Below are 19,473 nucleotides of genomic sequence, written 5' to 3'. Positions count from 1 at the left end.
GATCAAGCCAACAACAATCCAACCGCGAAGCCGATTTCAATTCTCCGCTTCCGGGACACGGATGAATCCCGTCCGCTCCGTCCACCTCGACGCACACTTACCGCTGGATGACATCGCTTCTCTCGTGACATGATCGCGACCACGATCGTCTTTCGGGAAGTCCAGGACATGATGACGCTACGCCAGGTTGAAGTGATCCGGGCCGTGATGGTGACGGGCACCATTGGCGGCGCGGCGAAGCTCCTGAACGTGTCGGCGCCCGGCATCAGCCGTCTGGTCAAATACACCGAACGCTCGCTCGGCATCCGCTTCTTCCAGCGCCAGAACGGACGTTACTTCCCGACGCCGGAAGCCGAGAACATTTTCGAGCAGATCAACGGCGTCTACAAGAAGGTCGACGACCTCTCCGAGATCATCTCCAAGATCGGCCGCGGCGGCCTCTCGGAGCTGCGCATCGGCTCGGTGCCGAGCATTTCGCAGGTGATGGTGCCGCGCGCGATCGAACGGGTGCGGCGCCGCTATCCCGATCTCGGCATCGACATCAACATCCTCAAGCTCGAGGAGGCCATCGACTATCTCATGCTCGGCCGCGGCGAGTGCGTGGCGATGAGCTACCGGCTCGAACATTCCGGGCTCGACTTCATGCCGCTCGCCTCGGGCGAGCTCTACTGCATCGTGCCGCCCGGCCACGAGCTTGCCGGCCGCAAGCAGGTCTCGGCCGCCGAGATCACCCGCTATCCCCTGATCGGCATCGATCCCACCGATCCCTACGGACGGATCATGGCGGAGATGTTCGCGCGCCACCGGCTCGCCTACAACATCACCATCCGCGCCCGCTTCGGCACCACGGTGTGCGCGCTGGTGAAGGCGGGGCTCGGCATCGCCATCATCGACCAGTTCACGGTGGCCCATGGCGGCTACCCCGGGATCGAGCTACTGAAGATCACCGAGCCGACGCGGTTCGACACCTATATTGCGGTGAAGCGCGGCGCGCCGCTGTCGCTCCATGTCGAGTATTTCATCGAATCCCTGCGCGCCGAAATGCGCGCGGTCGAACCGTCCCGTAGCAACGGCAAGAGCGCTTCAACACGCGGACGCAAGAAATAACATCAGGTTAGGTTTGCCAGACAAATGGGTAATTTGTGTTAGGCGGGGGAAAGTCTATCGTTCCCCTTGGAATTGCGCGAATTTGGCGGCTAATGGCCGGAAATCAACGCTCATCATCAAGCGATAGTGGATCAATGTCAAAGCGCGGACCTGCCGCATCCAAGAAACTCCTGACCGGCCTGATCGGCGCCCCGATCGCCCATTCCGCCTCTCCCGCCATGCACGAGCGCGCCGCCGAGGCGCTCGGGTTGCGCGGCCACTACCAGCTCATCGAGGTTGCCGGAGCTGACGCGGCCGGGCTCCGCATAATGCTCGAGGGCGTGCGGCGGCTCGGCTTTGCCGGCGTCAACGTCACCTTTCCTTACAAGGAAGCCGTGGTTCCGCTGCTCGACGAGCTGGCCGCGACCGCGGCCACCATGGCCGCAGTCAACACCGTCGTCGTCAAGAACGGCCGGCTGATCGGCCACAATACCGATACCACCGGCTTTGCGCGCGCCGTCAAGCCGCTGCTGGCTCCTTCCGGAAATGCGGTGGCCGTGATTGGTACCGGCGGCGTCGGCAAGGCGATCGCCTTTGCACTGGCGAGCCTGAATGTGTCTGACCTCCGCATCTTCGACAGCGAGCCGGCGCGGGCCGAGAAACTCGCCGCGCTGCTGACCCGGCATGGCGGCGCGCGGGTGGCCGGAAGCGTCGAGGACGCGCTCGACGGGGCAACCGGCCTCGTCAACGGCACGCCGGTCGGCATGCTGCCGAACCGGGACATCCCGGTCCCGCCGGCGCTTCTGCGCGAAAACCTGTGGGTTGCCGATGCCGTCTATTCGCCGCTGATCACGCCGCTGCTCGCCGCAGCGCAAGGGATGGGCGCGCGGATCATGACCGGGCGCGAGCTTGCGATCTACCAGGCCGCCGACGCCTTCGAGCTGTTCACCGGGCTTGCACCTTCCACGGAGGTCATGGGAGAGGCTTTTGACGGCGTCATGGCGCAGCGAAGCTCGACTTACAACGCAGCGTAATCTAAGCGGCCGGACACAAGGCCGTCGACAAAACAGAAGAAACCAAGGAGGAATGAGATGAAATCCACACTACTGGCAGGCGCCCTGCTTGCCTTCGCCGCCGCAACCAGCGCCCACGCCCAGGCCATCAAGCTCGCCGACGTCGCCGAGCTCTCGGGCGGCGGCGCCACCGTCGGCACCAACTGGAAGAACGGCATCGACCTCGCGATCGAGGAGATCAACGCCAAGGGCGGCGTGCTCGGCCGCAAGCTCGAGGTCACCCACGCCGACTCGCAATCCAACCCGGGCGTCGCTCGCGCCCAGGTGCAGAAGGCGCTCGATGCCGAGCCCTACGTGCTGCTCGGACCCGGCTATTCCGGCTCGGTGAAAGTGACCGCGCCGCTCGCGGCCGAAGCCGGCATCACGCAGATCATGGGCGGCGAAGCCGCCGAGCTGACGCAGGCCGGAAACAAATTCCTGTTCCGCACCTCGTTCGGCCAGCAATCCTCGATGCCGAAAGTCGCAAAATACATCCACGACGACATGAAGGCGAAGACGGTCGCGGTGGTCTGGGTCAACAATGATTTCGGCCGCGGCGGACGCGACGTCGTGATCAAGGAGCTCGACAGGCTCGGCTCCAAGGTGGTCGCCGATCTCTCGACCGAGGCAGGCCAGGCCGATTTCGCTGCCGACGTCGGCAAGATCAAGGCCGCCAATCCCGATGCCGTGTTCGTCTATCTCAACGAGGAAGAGAGCGCGCGCATCCTCAAGGAGCTGAAACGCCAGGGCGTCACCGCGCCGCTGATGGGCGAGACCACGCTGATCGGCCAGAAGGTGATCGAGCTTGCGGGCGACGCCGCCAACGGGGCGCGCGGCCATGTCGGCCTCACCACCGACGCGCCGGTCGACCTCATCAAGGCGTTCCGCGACAGGTTTGCGAAGAAGTACAATTACGTGCCCGACCATAACGGGCTGAAGGGCTACCTCGCCGTCTACATGGTCAAGGCCACCACCGAGAAGATGGGCAAGGTCGATTCCAAAGCCTTTGCCGACACGCTGCACGGCCTGACCATCAAGGCCGCGGACGAGCCGGGCATTCTGATGGACGTCACCTTCGACCAGAATGGCGACATCGATCGCCAGAGCTTTCTGGTCGAGGTGGTCGAAGGCAAGCAAGTGGTGAAGCAGGTGCTGCCGAAGGTGAAGTGAGGCTCTCTTCCTCCCTCGCCCCGCCCTTCGCGGGGAGAGGGAGCGATAGATCTGAATTCGTGTCGATCCAGTTCACTCGGGCGCTGACGATCAAAGAGAACCCATGTCCAATCTGTTCGATCTTCTGGTCGCGGGACTTGCCACTGGCGCGATCTATGCGCTGGTCGCGGTCGGCTTCACACTGTTGTGGCAGACCTCACAGACCATCAATTTCGCACAAGGCGAGTTCGTGATGCTGCCGGCGTTCCTGATGCTGGCAGCGATGCATGCCGGCGCGCCGTTCTGGCTCGCGATCATCCTCGGCATCCTGCTCTCGATGATCCTGCTCGGCCTCGCCTTCAAGATGCTGCTGGTCGATCCGATGATGCGCCACGGCGTGCTGCCGCTCGCGATCGCGACCATGGCGCTGGCGATCGGCATCAAGGAGGCCGTGAAGCAGTTCTTCAGCGCGGAGGCGTCGCCGTTCCCCTCGATCGTGCCGACCGGCGACATCTCGGTCCTCGGCCATATTGTTTCGCTGCAAAGCATCAGCGTGCTTGCGCTCGCCATCCTCGCCGTGCTCGGCCTGACCACGCTGCTGAACCGCACCTCGCTCGGCCACCAGATGCAGGCGGCGGCGCAAAACCCGACGGTGGCGCGCATCATCGGCGTCCCGGTCGAGCGTATGATTCTGCTGACCTTCCTGATCAACGCTGTCCTGGTCGCGCTGGCTTCGCTGCTGATCACGCCGATTTACCTGGCAAAGTTCTCCTCGGGCGAGGTGCTGGGCCAGGCCGCTTTCATCGCGGCGATCGTCGGCGGCTTCAACCAGGTGCGCGGCGCGATCGCCGGCGGCCTGCTGATCGGCGTGCTCGACAATCTCGCGGCGTCCTATGTCTCGACGCAGTATCGCGCGGCGGTGCCGTTGATCTTCCTGATCCTCGTCATCCTGTTCCGGCCGCAAGGCTTGCTCGGCCGCGCCGAGGAGCGCACGGTATGACCGGCTTTGCCAAGCCTCTCAAGGTCGCGCTCGGGCTCGCCGTCATTGCCGGCCTGATCATCGTGCCCATGAACTTCAACCGCTACGGCCTGTTCATCCTGAGCCAGTGGGCGGTGATGACGATCGCCGCGATGGGGCTCAACCTCACGCTCGGCTATGCCGGTCAGGTTTCGCTGGCGCAAGGCGCCTTCGTCGGCATCGGTGCCTATGCGGCGGCAATCATGACCACGCATGGCTGGCCGCTGCCGGCCGCGATTGTGGTCGCCATTGCCTTGAGCTTCGCAGTCGGCTGGGTCCTCGGCTACCCCGCGCTACGCGTGCAACACCATTACCTTGCCTTCGTCACGCTGGCCTTCTCGACGCTCGCCTTCCTGGTGTTCCGCAACGAGAGCTGGCTGACCGGCGGTATCTACGGCATCTCCAATATTCCGCGGCCGCACATCTTCGGGATCGCGACCAACAAGCCGCTGCCCTTCTACTATCTCTGCCTCGGCTCGCTCGCGATCGTGTCGCTGGCGGTGTGGTGGTTGATCCGCTCGCCGTGGGGCCGCGCCTTCCTGGCGCTGCGCGAAAATCCGCTGCGCGCGCAATCGCTCGGAATCGACACAAGGCGCTACACGCTGATGGCGTTCGCGATCGGCTCGGCGCTGGGCGGTATCGCCGGCGCACTCTACGCGCCGCTGACGCAATATATCGATCCGGTGCCGTTCAACCTGTCGCTCTCGCTCGACCTCCTGATGATGGTAATCGTCGGCGGCGCCGGCTTTTACTTCGGCCCGTTCCTCGGCGCGATGATCGCAGTGCTGCTGCCGGAATGGCTGCGCTTCACGGAGGGCTATTATTTGATGCTCTACGCGGTCGCGGTGATGCTGCTCCTGATCTGGTCGCCGACCGGCATCCTGGGAATCCTCGACCGCTATCTCGCCGAGCGCCGCACCAAGGCCGCATCCGCGTTGCGCGCCGTCGCAAAGTCCCGAATGGAGACGGTGCAATGACCGCGGTGCTCGAAGTCACCGACATCAAGAAGAGCTTTGGCGGCATCACCGCGGTCGACGGCGTCTCCTTCGACGTCCGCGAAGGCGAGATCCTCGGCCTGATCGGACCGAACGGCTGCGGCAAGTCCACCTTGTTCAACTGCATTCTCGGCCAGCTCACGCCGAGCGGCGGCGAGGTCAAGCTCGACGGCAAGGTGGTCACGGGCTTGCGCCCCGCCGAGCTCAACAAGCTCGGCGTCAGCCGCACCTTCCAGCTGTTGCAGGTCTTTCCAAAACTCTCGGTGCGCGAGAACCTGATCCTCGCCGGGCAGGAGCACCAGGGCAACATGGCTTCGCGCCTGGTCGGTCGCTCCGACGCCGGGCTGACCGATATCGCCAACCAGATGATCGGCTTCTTCAAGCTCGACCACCTCGCCGCCGAGCCGGCCGGCGCTCTTTCCTACGGCCAGCAAAAATTGCTCGACGCCGCCATGGCCTTCATGGGCGGGCCGCGCCTGGTGTTGCTCGACGAGCCCGCCGGCGGCGTCAATCCCGCGATGCTGACGGGCCTCAAGGAGCGCCTGGTCGCGATCAACCGCGAGAAGAACGCCACCTTCGTCGTGATCGAGCACAACATGGAGTTCGTGATGTCGCTGTGCTCGCGCGTCATGGTCATGGCCGAGGGCAAGGTGCTGGCGATGGGACGGCCGGACGAGGTCCGCAACAACCCCGCCGTGATCGAAGCCTATCTCGGACATTAGGGAGAGCGGGAGCATGAGCAACACGATCCTCTCGGTTCAAAACCTCGTCGGCGGCTACGGTAAGATGACGATCCTGAACGGCACGAGTTTCGCCGTGCCGCAGGCCACGATCACCACCATCATCGGCCCCAACGGCGCCGGCAAGTCGACGGTATTCAAGGCGATCTTCGGCCTGTTGAAGCTGCGCGAGGGCAACATCATTTTTGCAGGCCGCGACATTACGAACTTGAGCCAGCGCGCGCTGCTCAATGCCGGCATCTGCTACGTGCCGCAGGGCCGCAACATCTTTCCCGAGCTCTCGGTCCGCCACAATATCGAGCTCGGCGGCGTCGCCGCGGGCAAGGGTATCGACCTGCCGAGGCGGATCGAAGCCGCGCTCGACCTGTTTCCGGCGCTTCGCCGCAAGTCCACGCAGCAGGCCTCGACGCTGTCGGGCGGCGAGCAGAAGCAGCTCGAGATCGCGCGCTCGCTGCTGCTCGAACCGAAGCTCGTGCTGATCGACGAGCCCTCGATCGGCCTGTCGCCGCTGATGGTGCAGCAGACCTTTGACATCCTCAAACGCTTGCGCGATGGCGGCGTCACCATTTTGATGATCGAGCAGAACGCGCGCTCGGCGCTGGAGATCTCCGATTTCGGCATCGTGCTCGAACTCGGCCAGACCCGCATGTTCGACGGAGCCAAGCGCATCCTGAACGATCCACGCATCGGCCAATTATTCCTGGGTGGCGCCATGGAGGACAACGCAGCATGAACAAGCGCTCGATCGCGACCGTTTCACTCTCCGGCGCGCTGGACGAAAAGCTCCGCGCCGCCGCATCCGCCGGCTTCGAGGCCGTCGAGATCTTCGAGAACGACCTGCTGTCGTTCGGCGCTGGTCCGCGCGACATCGCAAAGCTCTGCCGCGATCTCAATCTGGAGATCTGCGCGTTCCAGCCGTTCCGGGATTTCGAAGGCATGCCGGAGCCGCAGCGGACGCGCAATTTTGCCCGCGCCGAGCGCAAGTTCGATTTGATGCAGGAGCTTGGCACCGATCTGCTGCTGATCTGCTCCAATGTCTCACCACAGTCGCTCGGCGGCATCGACCGCGCCGCGGACGATTTCCGCGAGCTCGGCGACAGCGCGGCCAAGCGTGGCTTGCGCGTCGGCTACGAGGCGCTGGCCTGGGGACGGCATGTCAACGACTACCGTGACGCCTGGGAGATCGTGCGGCGCGCCGATCATCCGGCGATCGGAATCATCCTCGACAGTTTTCATGCGCTGGCACCGGGTTTTCCCACCCGCGCGATGGCCTCGATCCCGGGTGACAAGATCTTTCTGGTCCAGCTTGCCGACGCCCCGAAACTGGAGCTCGATATCCTGTCGTGGAGCCGGCACTTCCGCTCCTTCCCCGGTCAGGGCGACCTGCCGATCGGCGAGTTCATGCGGGCGATCGCGGCGACCGGCTATGCCGGCCCGCTGTCGCTGGAAATCTTCAACGACCAGTTTCGCGCCGGCTCCACCGCGCAAACCGCGGTGGACGGCCTGCGCTCGCTGATCCTGCTGGAGGACCAGCTTGCACCGGATTGGCCGAAGCGCGTCGGCGAGCCGCTGGCGCCGAAGGCGAAGAGCCGTGGCACCGGCTTCATCGAATTTGCGGTGAACGAGGCCAAGGCCGGCGAGCTCGCCCGCCTGTTCTCACAGCTCGGTTTTCGCAAGACCGGCAAGCACCGCAGCAAGGCAGTGGAGCGCTGGTCGCAGGGCAAGGTCGAGCTCGTGATCAATTCCGAGACCGACGGCTTTGCACATTCGCATTACGTCACGCATGGCCCCGGCGTCTGCGCCATCGCGCTCGACGTCGACGATGCATCCCGCGCCATGCAGCGCGCCGAGACGCTGAAGGCGCGCACCTTCTACCAGCCGGTCGGGCCGGGCGAGCTGGAAATTCCGGCGATCCACGGCGTCGGCGGCAGTCTTCTCTATTTCCTGGACCATGCCGGCAGGAACTGGGACACGGATTTCGAGCCGGTCGCAAGCGACGCCGCGGCCGACGCCCTGCTCGCCGTCGATCACATCGCGCAGTCGATGCCGTATGACGAGATGCTGTCCTGGCTGTTGTTCTACACCGGCATTCTCGACCTGAGGCGGTTACCGCAGATGGAGATCGCCGATCCAAGGGGGCTGGTGCAGAGCCAGGCCGTGATCAACGGCGACCGGAGCCTGCGCTTCGTTCTCAACGGCTCCTCCGCCAACCGCACGCTGCCGGCGCGCTTCATCTCGGAGTTTTTCGGCTCGGGCGTCCAGCACATCGCGTTCACATGCGAGGACATCTTCGCGACGGTCGCCGCGATGCGCGGCCGCGGCGCGGATTTCCTGGATATTCCCGCCAATTATTACGACGACATCGAAGCCAAGTACGACTTGGCCCCGGAACTCATGGCGCAACTTCGCGCCAACCACATTCTCTACGACCGCGAGGGCGACGGCGAATTCTTCCAGGTCTACACCCACATCTTCGACGAACGGTTTTTCTTCGAGATCGTCGAGCGACGGAATTATCAGGGATTTGGCGCCGCGAATGCCGGGATTCGGCTCGCAGCGCAAGCCCGCGAGGTCCGGCCGGTGAGCATGCCGCGGGTGTAGGTGCTCTTACCCTCTCCCCTTGTGGGAGAGGGTGGCTCGCCGCGTGGCGGCGAGACGGGTGAGGGGTTTTCTCCGCGTACACCTCAACATCAGTCACGCCCGCCGATAGAACCCCTCATCCGGCGCTTCGCGCCACCTTCTCCCACAAGGGGAGAAGGGGCTACGTCACTGGTGGCTGACTCAGCTCACTTCATCGGGCACTTGTCGTGGAAGCGGTCCTGGTCGTCGGTGACGATGGTGGCGGCGGTCTTCAGCGAGAGCTCGCCGCCGGCGCCCTTTACCACGTCCTGCAGATAGAAGTTCTGGATCGGGATGTGGTTGTTGCCGTATTTGAACGCGCCGCGCAGCGACTTGAAGTTGGCCTTCTCCATCTCGGCCTTCATCGCATCCTTCTTGCTGGTGTCGCCGCCCACGGCGACCACCGCGCTGTTGATCAGCTGCGCCGCATCATAGGCCTGCGCGCCGTAATAGCTCGGCCTGGCGCCCGGATATTTCTTGCGGTAGTCGGCGACGAACTTCTTGTTCTGCTCGTTCGGGAGATCGTTCACCCACTCCTGCGCACCGGGCACCCCGAACGCATTCTCCTTCTGCAACGGCAACGTCGTCTCATCGACGGTGAAGGCGGTGTAGAGTGGCATGGTGGTCTTCATGCCGGCCTGGACATATTGATTGAGGAATTGTGCGCCGGCCGCACCGGGATAGAACACGAAGATCGATTCGGCGCCGGAGGCGCGGGCTTTCGCCAGCTCGGCCGAGAAGTCGAGCTGGCTCGGCCAGACCGTATATTCCTCGCCCTTGATCTCGCCCTTGAAAGTGCTCTTGACGCCCGAGAGCATGTCCTTGCCTGCGGCGTAGTTCGGGCCGATCAGGAACACGCTCTTGACGCCATTCGCGTTCATGTAGAGGCCCATCGCGGCCGGCGTCTGGTCGTTCTGCCAGGAGGTCGAGAACACGTAAGGGCTGCAGAGCTCGCCCGCGAGCTGCGACGGGCCGGCATTGGCCGAGATCATGAAGGTCTGCGAGTCCACCGCGGTCTTGAGCGAGGCGAGCAGCACGTTCGACCAGATGTAGCCGACGATGAAGTCGACCTTGTCGGACTGCACCAGCTTCTCGGTCTTCTGCTTGCCGACATCAGGCTTCTGCCCGTCGTCCTCGTAGATCACCTCGACCGGCTTGCCGTCCATCTTGCGCCCGAGATGGTCCAGCGCGAGCTCGAACGAGTTGCGCATGTCGTTGCCGATGACGGCGGTCGGGCCGCTGAAGGTCGATACGAAACCGATCTTGATGGTGTCGCCGGCGAAAGCCGGGCTTGCCAGCGCCAGCGCAGCTGCGCCCGCCAGCCAGAATGCTGTCCTCATAACCACTCCCCTCCTCAATTCTCTTTGTCCCGGAAGCGGGGTGATCGCCGCCCCGGACTGGTCTCTTTAGAGCGCAAAATCTGTCGAGCCGCCAATGGCCTCGGCCCCTGCCCTGCACCATAATTCGCCCTGATCGTTAATGGCAAGAACTATAGTGGGACCTATATACGTGTGGACACTTGATTGTAATCGGAACCTGCATTCCAACACGTAGCCTCACATAGGAACGAACGGCGAATCGCATCCGCCATCGCTGATGGTCTGTCTTGCCACGAGTCAAGGCAGGTTCCCATTCTTCACCCTTTTAATTCGCTGGCTGATCCCTTGTATCCGTGGCTAGCGCGCTTATTATTAAGCTCGCGAGAACCATAAAGGCATCAGAAGCATGAGCACTCCCACACCTCTTGATGGCGAAATAGCCCAGCTCCATGCCGAGTTGGCTAAAGATCTTCGCTTCATTCGATTGAAGCAACTGGAACGGCTCCGGAACGAATATTTGTCATTGCCCTCTCCGACACCATCATCGGCGACGCACAACTCGGCGCCAGCCAGCGCAGACAGCAACGCTGGTGATGTTGAAGGACGGTCAGCAGGTCGTCGCCGTTCACCCGAACGCGAGGAGGCCCTCAAAGAGGCGCGATCGCTTCTGAGCGGCAAGACCGAACCGACGCGGCTCTCCGAGATCGACGCGCATTTGGCGGACAAAGGAATCCGGTTGGGCGGCAATGACCCGCTGAACAATTTGAGCGCGCTGCTCTCCACGTCGGGCCTGTTCACCGCGCATGGTCGCGCGGGATGGACCGTGACTCAATAGGATAGCGCGTGGAACAGTTTACCCGACTTAATCGCGGTCAAGGTCGGGAAAAGTATGGCCGGGTCAAGCGTCTGATCACGCTTGCCCGGCCTGACCGCAAATTGAACCGACCCTGGTTGAGAGAAGGCACAAGATCGCGGCTCCATATCGAAAGATAGCGATTTAACTGCTCAATTTCAACCGGGGTCTCCCTTCACTGGAGACCACGATGAGAACTCAGTTCCCCTTAACGCCACTAAAAGCTTCCTTCGCGAAGTACCTCGTGAGTGTGAATGGCTGGAGTCAAACAAAGACAGCCATTTATCTCGAACTCAACCAAGGCAGCGTTTCCCGCGCTATAAATGGAGTGCGACACCCGAACGCACCTCCGATCGACCCCGCTACCTATAAGAGTAAATCAGCTACCGTACTTACGTTTCCCAGCGCGTAAGGGATCATCAACTTTTTCGCCGGGCGGTCTCTTGCCGCCCGGCTTTTTCTTTTTGGGCCTTTTGGCAATATCATCTACTTCATTCGGGTTGGTCCCGATGAAGCGTTTCAAAGCCTCGTCAAATGGCATGTCGAGGCCGAACGGCGGGTCAGGTGGGGTTGCCTTGATCTTCTTATTCACGAGATCAGAACCTTGTACGGCATCGCGCCGGCAACGCATTCGAACAGATCGTTCATGCGGTCGGCTGGCGTCATGCTACGCCGATTGAGGCGCCAAGTCATTTCCTGCACATACTTTTGCAGATGCTTCTCGGAAACCCAATGGTGGGTGCCGACGATCTGGCGCTTGAGTAGCGCCCACACAGACTCAATGCTGTTCGTGTGAGCCTCGCCGCGCTTGAACTCACCCTGTTGGTGATTGAGCATATGGTGTTGTGGATACCCTTCCAAACGCTGGTAGACCGGATGCGTATCGGTCGCGAGCATTTCGGCATCGGGGGACACAACTTCCCGCACAAATTCATGCATGGTTGACTTGTTAGCGACGGGCAGCACCTTGGCGATGACTTCGCCGCCTCGCTCCACGGCGCCGATCACTGGCGTCTTGTCCCCAGAACCGCCCTTGGTGCCACTACGCCCCTTGTGACGATTGAGGGCCTTGCCGCCGACGTAAGTCTCGTCAACCTCAACGACGCCAGTCAGCGGCTTATTGAATGAACGCGTCCGCGCCGCGTGACGCAGGCGATGAAGGACGAACCACGCCGACTTCTGCGTGATACCAAGGTCCCGCGCCAAGGTCGTCGAAGCAATGCCCTTCGGATGGTTGGTTATGAGCCAGATCGCGCCAAACCAAATACGTAGCGGTAGCTTGGTATCCTGAAAGATGGTGCCGACCGTCACCGAAAATTTGCGGCTACAGCTGGCGCACTTGTACTTATTCTTTTGGGTCAGACCGTAGCACTTGTCATGTTCGCAGTACGGGCAAACGACGCGGTCGCCCCAGCGAATGGTCGTGAAATGATCGATTGCAGTCTGCGGGTCCTGAAAGGCGATCATCAGATCGGTTAGAGTTTTGAACTGCGTCAACATCGACTTTCCCCTTGTGCTGAGAAATATAAGGGAATTTTAGTTCGGTGTCAACACGTATATAGGTCCCACTATAGTTCTACTCCCTTCGGCGGCGCCTGCGGCGCTTTTCCGCGGGCGTCGATACGCATCGCCTATTCCACCATTGATGACGGCTATTGGACCGCGGACCAGTTTCCGCACTTAAATGATGGGCGAGAATGTCTCGTCAGACCCGAGGGCAGCTTCCATGACCACGACACCCCATCGCGTCGTTATCGTCGGCGCCGGCTTCGGCGGGCTGGAGACGACCTACCGGCTCGCCGGCAGCCCGGTCGCGATCACGCTGATCGATCGCCGCAACCACCATTTGTTTCAACCGCTGCTCTATCAGGTGGCAACGGCCTCGCTTGCGACCAGCGAGATTGCCTGGCCGGTGCGCCATCTCATGCGCGACCGGCGCGACGTGACGACGCTGTTTGCGACAGTGAGCGGCGTCGATGCCGGCAGGCGCGCTGTGCTGCTCGATGACGGCAGCGAGGTGCCATACGACACGCTGGTGCTCGCGACCGGCGCGCACCATGCCTATTTCGGCCATGACGAATGGGAGCAGTTCGCGCCCGGGCTGAAGACGCTGGAGGATGCGACGACTTTGCGCCGTCACATCCTGGTGGCGTTCGAGCGCGCGGAGCGCGAGACCGATCCAGCGCGACGCGCGGCGCGGCTGACCTTCGTCATCGTCGGCGCAGGCCCGACTGGGGTTGAGCTCGCCGGCACCATCGCCGAGATGGCGCATCACACATTGCCCGACGATTTCCGCAACATCGACACGCGAAAAGCCCGTGTGGTGCTGATCGAGGCAGGCCCGCGCGTGCTCGCCGGCTTTGCCGACGAGCTCTCGGCCTATGCGCAGGCGTCACTGGAAAAGATCGGCGTCGAGGTCGTGCTGGGCCAGGCGGTCACCGAGATCGACCGCGACGGCGTGGTCTATGGCGGCCAGCGCCTGAACGCGAAGACCAAGATCTGGGCCGCCGGCGTTCGCGCCTCGCCCGCCGCCGAATGGCTCGGCGTGCCGGCCGATCGCGCCGGGCGCGTCGAGGTCGAGCCCGACCTGACCATCCCGGGCCATCCAGAGATCTTTGCGATCGGCGATACCGTGACCATCAACGCCTGGAACGGCAAGCCGGTGCCCGGCATCGCGCCGGCCGCCAAGCAGGAGGGCCGCCATGTCGCCGAGAGCATCAAGGCACGCCTGCGCGGAGAGAACGCAGGGCCATTCCGCTACAAGCACGCCGGCAGCCTCGCGCAGATCGGCAAGCGGCTTGCGGTGATCGACTTCGGCCGCATCAAGCTGCGCGGCACGATCGCATGGTGGATCTGGGGCATCGCCCACATCTACTTCCTGATCGGCCTGCGCCACCGGCTCAGCGTCGCGCTGAGCTGGCTCTGGATCTACGCCCGCGACCAGCGCGCCGCGCGGTTGATCACGCAGGGAAGCAGCAAGGTGGTGGGCTGACGCTTGTTCGCCCTCGCCCCGTTCTTACGGGGCCGTGACGAGCTTCGCTCGCGCTGAGACGGTCGGGGTAAGGAGCCGCCTCCGCAAACTCCGGCCTCTCCCCGCAGGCGGGAGAGGCAAACGGTGCTGGCCGCCACTACTTCACCAATTCACAGCCACCTGCCGCCATCGAACGAAACGCCTGATCGGCAGGAATCGTCGAGACCAGCTTGTAATAGTCGTACGGATATTTCGACTCCTCCGGCTTCTTCACTTCGAACAGATACATCGGATGCACGACGCGGCCGTCCTGGCGGATGGCGGTATCGCCGAACAGCTTGTCTTTGCCTTTGAACTTCTTCATCTCGGGCACGACGTTCTTGGCATTGTCGCTGCCGGTCGCGGCGACCGCGTTGAGGTACGCGAGCGTGGCGGCATAGACGCCCGCCTGGTTACCGCTCGGCATCTTGCCATTCATGCCGGGCCGCGCGGCGAAGCGTTTTGCAAACGCCCGGGTGTCGTCGTTCATGTCCCAGTAGAAGGCCTCCATGAGCTGGAGCCCTTGCGCGACCTTGATGCCCATGCCGTGGACGTCGTTGATGAAGAGCAGGAACGCCACCAGCTTTTGCCCGCCCTGCTGGATGCCGAACTCAGCCGCCTGCTTCACCGCATTGATGGTGTCGCCGCCGGCATTGGCGAGCCCGATCACCTGCGCCTTCGAACCCTGCGCCTGCAACAGGAACGAGGCGAAGTCGGAAGTGCCGAGCGGATGTTTCGAGGAGCCGATCACCTTGCCGCCGTGCGCCTCGATGTATTTCTGTGCTTCGGCCTCGATGCCCTTGCCCAGCGCGTAGTCGACTGTGAGGAAATACCAGTCCTTGCCGCCGCGCGACATCATCGCGGCTGCCGTGGTGTTGCCGGTCGCCCATGCGTCGTTGACCCATTGGATGGTGTTGGGCGAGCAGGCCTTGCCGGTGAGATCGGAGCTTGCCGTCGACGAGGCCAGGAAGGTCATGCGGCTGTCGCGCAGCAGCGTGTTGATCGAGAGACCGACGGCGGAGTTCGGCACGTCGACGATAGCGTCGATGCCGTCGGCATCGAGCCACTTTCGCGCAATGGCGTTGCCCACGTCAGCCTTGTTCTGGTGGTCAGCATAAACGATTTCGACCTTGATGCCTTTGCCGCCGCCGTTGAAGTCTTCCGCCGCCATGCGCGCGGCCTCGACCGAGCCCATGCCATTGGTGTCCTGGAAGATACCGGAAATATCGTTGAGCACGCCGACACGCACGACATTGTCGGATATCTCGGCACTTGCGGCGCCGCTCACAAGGCTTGCGGCCAGCGCAAGCGTCCACTTCAGATGCTTCATGATTTCCCTCTTTAAACCGGCGTGATGGCGACGGGCAGGCTATCGAGCCCACGCAACGTGTTGTTGAAGCGACGCTTCGGTTCGCCCGTGATCTCGATCTTCGCGACACGGCGCGCCAACGCTGTCAGCATTGTCTTGCCTTCGAGCCGCGCCACGAGCTGGCCGACGCACATGTGAATCCCCGAGCCATAGCCGACATGGCCCGAGGTGCGGCGCGTGATGTCGTAATTGTCGGGATTATCCCAGCGTCGCGGATCGCGATTGGCGGCGGCGAGGAACATCAGCACTTTCTCGCCCTCGCCGATGCTCGCGCCGGACAGCTCGACCTCACGCGTCGTGGTGCGGAAGAATGTCTGCACCGGGCTCTCGAATCGCACTGCCTCCTCGAAAGCATTGCGCGCGAGCGTGAGATCGCCACGCAAGCGCCGCCACTGCTCCGGGAAGCGCGCGAGGCAATAGACGGCAGCACCGATGCCGTTGACGGTGGTGTCGAGGCCGGCCGACAAAAGCGAGCGCACCAGCAACGGCGCCTCCGTCGCCGTGATCGCGCCCTCGTCGACTTGGGCATGGATGCAGGAACCGATGCCGCCCGGCGTGAGATTGTCACGCTGGCACTGTGCGGTGACATAGGCCTGGTGCGGCGCCGAGCGCGCGATTGCCTCCTGGCGCAGCTCGTTGGGCGGACCGAAGGCGTTGAACACGACGCTCGCATAGGGGATGAGATGCTCGCGGCCATCCGGCTTCAGCCCCAACGCGTCCGGGAAGATCGAGAGCGGATAGGCTTCCGCGAGATCCGTGACCGCATCGAAACTGCGCTTGTCGAGAAGCACGTCCACCCGCGCCTCGGCCGCTGCCGCAAAACGGTCGCGCAGCCCCTTCATCACGGTCGGCGACAGCACTTTTGACAGCACGGCGCGAGTCCGCGTGTGCGCGGGCGGATCGGCTTCTAGGATCAGGCTCGGCGGCCGCCACGGCGTTTCCTTCTTGAAATCGGAGAGGCCGACACCGCGGCTGGAACAGAAGGTCGCGGGATCGTTCAGCACGGCATGGACCTCGGCGAAGCGCGCTACGCCATAGACATTCCACTTGTCGAGATAGACGACCGGCCCCGCCTCCCGCAGCAGCTCGTGCGTGGGATAGGGATCAGCAAAAAAACTCGTCGCAAAGGGATCGACGTCGAGATGGGGGACGACCGACGGACCGCTTGATGCTGGGGAGCCGGATGCGCTCATTGAAGTTCTCCCTCATTTTGATCTTGTGAAAGCTCGCCGCATACCCTTAGGTCTGCGAACATCCCGCGAGTCAGAATCCCGACATGCCGCCGCCTTCCAGACCTCGCCAGAAGCCTGCGCCCGCCGAGCTGGGACCGACGCTCGATCTCGACCGCTACGTCCCGGCGATCATCACCTTCATCGCCAACAAGCTGTCCAATAGCGCGACCGCGTTCTATCAGCGGCAGTTCGGCGTCAACGTCACAGAGTGGCGGATCATGTCGCTGCTGGCGATCGAACCGGGCATTCCGGCCTCCCGCATCTGCCAAGTTATCGGCTTCGATAAAGGCCCGGTGAGCCGGACGCTTGCCGGTCTGGAAAAGCGCGGGCTGGTGTCGATCCGCACCGATCCGAACGACGGCCGCACCCATTCGATCGCGCTGACGGCGAAGGGCCGCGCCGCCCACGATAAAGTCATCGTCGCGGCGCTGGAGCGCGAACGGCGGCTGCTGTCCTGCCTCGGCGAGGACGAGCGCGAGGTCCTGATCGGCCTGTTGCGCCGGCTGCATGAAAATCTCGGCGCGGTGACCGACGGCAGCGGGGCCTGACCGGTCGCGCATCAAGCGCGGTCCCCTATCGTTTCCCGTTATGCGCCGGCGTTTGCCGACGGCACCGATCCGGCCGAGCATTGCTTCCTCCGAGATTCGACGCAGCGGTTCTCCCGCCGTCATCTTGTCCGGAACGATGCACACAAATTAGTTGCTTAGGCAACAAAAGAATCCTGCAGGATAATGCGGCAGGTTTGCTGGCGTATTGGCGCGCTGTTTTCGGCCCCGTCATTGCGAGCGCAAGCGAAGCAATCGAGAATCCCTCTGCGGAAAGACTCTGGATTGCTTCGCTGCGCTCGCAATGACAACAGGGAGAGAGGTGGCCTACGGCCGCCCACCTAACGCGAAGAGCTGCCGTTTCAACTGCTACAGGCCAATCCACTCCTCCGAGGCATCATCATTCAACCGCGCCACAGCATCGGCACGGCGCGTGAGCACCGCGCGCTGGTTGATGTAGCCCTTGTCGGTGATCTCGCCGCCATCGACCGACGGCGGCTCCGCCAGCAGCAACGCGCGGGTGGCGTGGCCGGAGGAGTTGGCGCCCTGCTGCTTCAGCTTCGCGAGACCCTGCGCGATCGCGGTCCTGACCTTGTCATGGCCAAGTACATCATTGATGGCCGCCGCCTCGGGCAGGCCGGCATGTGCACGGCAAGCGGCAATGTTCGGGAAAACGAGGAAGCGCACTTCGTCTCCCCCGTGACCGGCCATGACGATATCCTGTGCGAGCGGCGCCAGCGCGGCAATGCCGGCGACGCGTAGCGTGCCGACATTGACCCAAGTGCCGGAATTGAGCTTGAAGTCTTCCGCGACGCGGCCGTCGAAGAACAGCCCGCGCTCGGGCCGCGCGGGATCGGCGAATTTCACGGCATCGCCGATCAGATAGAAGCCCTCCGCGTCGAAAGCCTGCTGCGTCAATTCCGGCGCCTTCCAATAGCCGGGTGTGACGTTGGGGCCGCGCACGCGAACCTCCAGCTTGTCGCCGGAGGGAACGAGCTTCAGCTCCGTCCCTGGAATCGGCACGCCGATATTGCCGGAGCGCTCGGCGAGAAAATGGCAGTCGGTTGCAAGCGGCGAGGTCTCGGTCGAGCCCCAGGCCGACACCATCGGCAGCGTGCGGCCGATGGTCTCGACGGAAAGCTGTTCGAGCGCATCCCAGAGGTTCTGCGGCAGTGCCGCGCCCGCATAGAAGGCGAATTTCACCTCACCGAAGAAACGGCGGCGCAGCTCCTCGTCGCCGCGCAGCGCCGCGATCAGCATGTCGAAGCCGCGCGGCACGTTGAAATAGACGGTCGGCATGACGCTTTTGAGATTCGCGAGCGAGGTTGCGAACAGGCCGGGCACGGGCTTGCCGCCGTCGATATAGAGCGATCCGCCATTGCGCAGCACGAGATTGAAATTGTGGTTGGCGCCAAAGGTGTGACTCCAGGGCAGCCAGTCGAGAATGACAAGTTCGCCCGGGCTCTGCGCGAGAAAGGTCCAGGTCTGCGCCTTGGCCTGCTGGCTCGAGGTCAGCATGCGCTGGGTGTTGACGACGGCCTTCGGCGTGCCGGTCGAACCCGAGGTGAACAGGAATTTTGCGATCGTGTCCGGCGTCACCGCGGCGAACGCTGTTGCGACGCCGGAAGTTTCCGGCGTTGCCGCGATGGTCCGGAACGCAAGCGCGTCGGCATCATCGGCATTGCCGCTGATGATCTCGGCCCGATGCAGAGGCTTGATCGCGGCCAGCGCCGCCGCGTACGGCCTGGTCGCGAAAACGTATATCGCGCCGGGCTGCAGCAGCGTGATCATGCTCTTGAGCTTATCGAAGTCCTTTGACATCAGCGAATAGGCTGGCGAGATCGCGGCCGAGGGCACGCCGACATGCTGGGCGGCAAGCGCGAGCAGCGCATGGTCGATGCTGTTGTCGGAGAGGATGACGAGCGGGCGTTCAGCACCGAGACCCTGCGCCAAAATCCACGATGCTGCCCCGCGCACCCGCCGCAGCGCCTGCGCGTAGGTGACGGTGGTCCAGGGTGCTTCGGCGTTGCCGCGCTCGGCGAGGAAGATCGTATCGGGTGCCTGCCGCGCCCATTGCTCGAGCCAGTCGCCGATGCAGCGCGCGCTGTCGCGCAAGGGCTCGGACGATCGGAGCACGATGCTGCCGTCGGCGCGATGCTCGGCGACAGTCTTTGGCGTGGCGAACAGGCTTGCAGCGTCACCGCGAAGGGCGGTTGTCATCGGTTTCCTCCTCGCCCGGCGAGCCGGGAGCGGCCGCAGCCTCGTCCCGGGCTGCTTGGCCATGAAGTTGAGTATAGCAATTATTGTCGTCCACAGCGGGATCAGCGCCAGCGGGCTGGGGATCGAGCGCGCCCGGCTGGTACGTCTGTTCGCCAACCTCGAACGACGAACCAGCAGCGGCGGCTCGAAATGCACGCCTGCTTCACCTGATCCGGACTGCCCACGATTTGAGCATATGCCCGGAACAGGGCGTCGGCCCGATAGTG

The 19,473-nt window shown here is 63.2% G+C and carries 17 protein-coding genes; 11 read left to right on the top strand and 6 right to left on the bottom strand.

Features of this window, described 5'->3' with window-relative positions:
- Positions 1 to 168 precede the first annotated feature (168 nt).
- The 8 genes from AC0L2O_RS04725 to AC0L2O_RS04690 all read left to right on the top strand — a co-directional run bounded on the left by AC0L2O_RS04725 (position 169) and on the right by AC0L2O_RS04690 (position 8,641).
- Complete coding sequence (locus AC0L2O_RS04725; RefSeq protein WP_409191503.1) at positions 169 to 1,107, top strand: LysR family transcriptional regulator; 939 nt, start codon at positions 169 to 171, stop codon at positions 1,105 to 1,107.
- Between the two features lie 134 nt (positions 1,108 to 1,241).
- The gene (locus tag AC0L2O_RS04720) at positions 1,242 to 2,120 is read left to right on the top strand and encodes a shikimate dehydrogenase (RefSeq protein ID WP_473368876.1); all 879 of its coding nucleotides are present in this window, start codon (positions 1,242 to 1,244) and stop codon (positions 2,118 to 2,120) included.
- 57 nt (positions 2,121 to 2,177) lie between these two features.
- Complete coding sequence (locus AC0L2O_RS04715; RefSeq protein WP_409191501.1) at positions 2,178 to 3,308, top strand: ABC transporter substrate-binding protein; 1,131 nt, start codon at positions 2,178 to 2,180, stop codon at positions 3,306 to 3,308.
- Between the two features lie 103 nt (positions 3,309 to 3,411).
- Positions 3,412 to 4,287: a branched-chain amino acid ABC transporter permease gene (locus AC0L2O_RS04710; protein WP_409191500.1), complete on the top strand. Its 876-nt coding sequence runs from the start codon at positions 3,412 to 3,414 to the stop codon at positions 4,285 to 4,287.
- Entirely contained in the window at positions 4,284 to 5,282 is a 999-nt protein-coding gene (locus tag AC0L2O_RS04705) for a branched-chain amino acid ABC transporter permease (RefSeq protein WP_369720512.1), read from the top strand. The genes AC0L2O_RS04710 and AC0L2O_RS04705 overlap by 4 nt, the downstream gene beginning before the upstream one ends.
- Positions 5,279 to 6,022 (top strand): ABC transporter ATP-binding protein, encoded by a 744-nt coding sequence (locus tag AC0L2O_RS04700; protein WP_473368875.1) that lies wholly within the window; start codon positions 5,279 to 5,281, stop codon positions 6,020 to 6,022. Before AC0L2O_RS04705 ends, AC0L2O_RS04700 begins: the two co-directional genes overlap by 4 nt.
- 13 nt (positions 6,023 to 6,035) lie before the next feature.
- On the top strand, positions 6,036 to 6,773 hold the full coding sequence (locus AC0L2O_RS04695; protein ID WP_473368874.1) for an ABC transporter ATP-binding protein: 738 nt from the start codon (positions 6,036 to 6,038) through the stop codon (positions 6,771 to 6,773).
- A complete protein-coding gene (locus AC0L2O_RS04690) occupies positions 6,770 to 8,641 on the top strand; it encodes a bifunctional sugar phosphate isomerase/epimerase/4-hydroxyphenylpyruvate dioxygenase family protein (RefSeq protein ID WP_473368873.1) in 1,872 nt (623 codons plus the stop codon). The genes AC0L2O_RS04695 and AC0L2O_RS04690 overlap by 4 nt, the downstream gene beginning before the upstream one ends.
- A 185-nt stretch (positions 8,642 to 8,826) precedes the next feature.
- On the opposite strand, the gene AC0L2O_RS04685 is transcribed toward AC0L2O_RS04690, so the two are convergent.
- Complete coding sequence (locus AC0L2O_RS04685; protein WP_473368872.1) at positions 8,827 to 9,999, bottom strand: ABC transporter substrate-binding protein; 1,173 nt, start codon at positions 9,997 to 9,999, stop codon at positions 8,827 to 8,829.
- Positions 10,000 to 10,384: 385 nt separating this feature from the next.
- Between AC0L2O_RS04685 and AC0L2O_RS04680 the strand changes: the two genes are divergently transcribed.
- Positions 10,385 to 10,813, top strand: a complete 429-nt coding sequence (locus AC0L2O_RS04680; RefSeq protein ID WP_473368871.1) for a hypothetical protein — start codon at positions 10,385 to 10,387, stop codon at positions 10,811 to 10,813.
- Between the two features lie 397 nt (positions 10,814 to 11,210).
- Here AC0L2O_RS04680 and AC0L2O_RS04675 read toward each other — a convergent pair whose 3' ends face one another.
- Positions 11,211 to 11,423: a hypothetical protein gene (locus AC0L2O_RS04675; protein ID WP_473368870.1), complete on the bottom strand. Its 213-nt coding sequence runs from the start codon at positions 11,421 to 11,423 to the stop codon at positions 11,211 to 11,213.
- On the bottom strand, positions 11,420 to 12,331 hold the full coding sequence (locus AC0L2O_RS04670; RefSeq protein WP_473368869.1) for an IS1595 family transposase: 912 nt from the start codon (positions 12,329 to 12,331) through the stop codon (positions 11,420 to 11,422). The genes AC0L2O_RS04675 and AC0L2O_RS04670 overlap by 4 nt, the downstream gene beginning before the upstream one ends.
- Positions 12,332 to 12,557: 226 nt before the next feature.
- On the opposite strand from AC0L2O_RS04670, the gene AC0L2O_RS04665 reads away from it, so the two are divergent.
- Positions 12,558 to 13,823, top strand: coding sequence for an NAD(P)/FAD-dependent oxidoreductase (locus tag AC0L2O_RS04665; protein WP_369720508.1), 1,266 nt, complete (start codon positions 12,558 to 12,560; stop codon positions 13,821 to 13,823).
- 136 nt (positions 13,824 to 13,959) lie between these two features.
- Here the strand turns inward: AC0L2O_RS04665 and AC0L2O_RS04660 are convergent, their stop codons facing one another.
- Both AC0L2O_RS04660 and AC0L2O_RS04655 read right to left on the bottom strand, forming a co-directional pair.
- Complete coding sequence (locus tag AC0L2O_RS04660) at positions 13,960 to 15,171, bottom strand: ABC transporter substrate-binding protein (RefSeq protein ID WP_473368868.1); 1,212 nt, start codon at positions 15,169 to 15,171, stop codon at positions 13,960 to 13,962.
- An 11-nt stretch (positions 15,172 to 15,182) separates the two neighbouring features.
- Complete coding sequence (locus tag AC0L2O_RS04655; protein WP_473368867.1) at positions 15,183 to 16,403, bottom strand: cytochrome P450; 1,221 nt, start codon at positions 16,401 to 16,403, stop codon at positions 15,183 to 15,185.
- Between the two features lie 83 nt (positions 16,404 to 16,486).
- On the opposite strand from AC0L2O_RS04655, the gene AC0L2O_RS04650 reads away from it, so the two are divergent.
- Positions 16,487 to 16,990, top strand: coding sequence for a MarR family winged helix-turn-helix transcriptional regulator (locus AC0L2O_RS04650; RefSeq protein WP_369720505.1), 504 nt, complete (start codon positions 16,487 to 16,489; stop codon positions 16,988 to 16,990).
- 366 nt (positions 16,991 to 17,356) lie between these two features.
- Here AC0L2O_RS04650 and AC0L2O_RS04645 read toward each other — a convergent pair whose 3' ends face one another.
- Entirely contained in the window at positions 17,357 to 19,207 is a 1,851-nt protein-coding gene (locus AC0L2O_RS04645; RefSeq protein ID WP_473368866.1) for a feruloyl-CoA synthase, read from the bottom strand.
- Positions 19,208 to 19,473 lie beyond the last annotated feature (266 nt).

Source organism: Bradyrhizobium sp. Kon10 (assembly GCF_055807395.1).
Note: the sequence above shows the minus strand (reverse complement) of the source record. Positions and strands in the feature narration are given on the sequence as shown.

Coding starts and splice junctions, on each gene's coding strand:
- AC0L2O_RS04645 (WP_473368866.1), bottom strand. CDS start 19,207: ATGACAACCGCCCTTCGCGGTGACGCTGCAAGCCTGTTCGCCACGCCA.
- AC0L2O_RS04685 (WP_473368872.1), bottom strand. CDS start 9,999: ATGAGGACAGCATTCTGGCTGGCGGGCGCAGCTGCGCTGGCGCTGGCA.
- AC0L2O_RS04660 (WP_473368868.1), bottom strand. CDS start 15,171: ATGAAGCATCTGAAGTGGACGCTTGCGCTGGCCGCAAGCCTTGTGAGC.
- AC0L2O_RS04720 (WP_473368876.1), top strand. CDS start 1,242: ATGTCAAAGCGCGGACCTGCCGCATCCAAGAAACTCCTGACCGGCCTG.
- AC0L2O_RS04655 (WP_473368867.1), bottom strand. CDS start 16,403: ATGAGCGCATCCGGCTCCCCAGCATCAAGCGGTCCGTCGGTCGTCCCC.
- AC0L2O_RS04695 (WP_473368874.1), top strand. CDS start 6,036: ATGAGCAACACGATCCTCTCGGTTCAAAACCTCGTCGGCGGCTACGGT.
- AC0L2O_RS04710 (WP_409191500.1), top strand. CDS start 3,412: ATGTCCAATCTGTTCGATCTTCTGGTCGCGGGACTTGCCACTGGCGCG.
- AC0L2O_RS04680 (WP_473368871.1), top strand. CDS start 10,385: ATGAGCACTCCCACACCTCTTGATGGCGAAATAGCCCAGCTCCATGCC.
- AC0L2O_RS04705 (WP_369720512.1), top strand. CDS start 4,284: ATGACCGGCTTTGCCAAGCCTCTCAAGGTCGCGCTCGGGCTCGCCGTC.
- AC0L2O_RS04690 (WP_473368873.1), top strand. CDS start 6,770: ATGAACAAGCGCTCGATCGCGACCGTTTCACTCTCCGGCGCGCTGGAC.
- AC0L2O_RS04665 (WP_369720508.1), top strand. CDS start 12,558: ATGACCACGACACCCCATCGCGTCGTTATCGTCGGCGCCGGCTTCGGC.
- AC0L2O_RS04650 (WP_369720505.1), top strand. CDS start 16,487: ATGCCGCCGCCTTCCAGACCTCGCCAGAAGCCTGCGCCCGCCGAGCTG.
- AC0L2O_RS04725 (WP_409191503.1), top strand. CDS start 169: ATGATGACGCTACGCCAGGTTGAAGTGATCCGGGCCGTGATGGTGACG.
- AC0L2O_RS04715 (WP_409191501.1), top strand. CDS start 2,178: ATGAAATCCACACTACTGGCAGGCGCCCTGCTTGCCTTCGCCGCCGCA.
- AC0L2O_RS04700 (WP_473368875.1), top strand. CDS start 5,279: ATGACCGCGGTGCTCGAAGTCACCGACATCAAGAAGAGCTTTGGCGGC.
- AC0L2O_RS04670 (WP_473368869.1), bottom strand. CDS start 12,331: ATGTTGACGCAGTTCAAAACTCTAACCGATCTGATGATCGCCTTTCAG.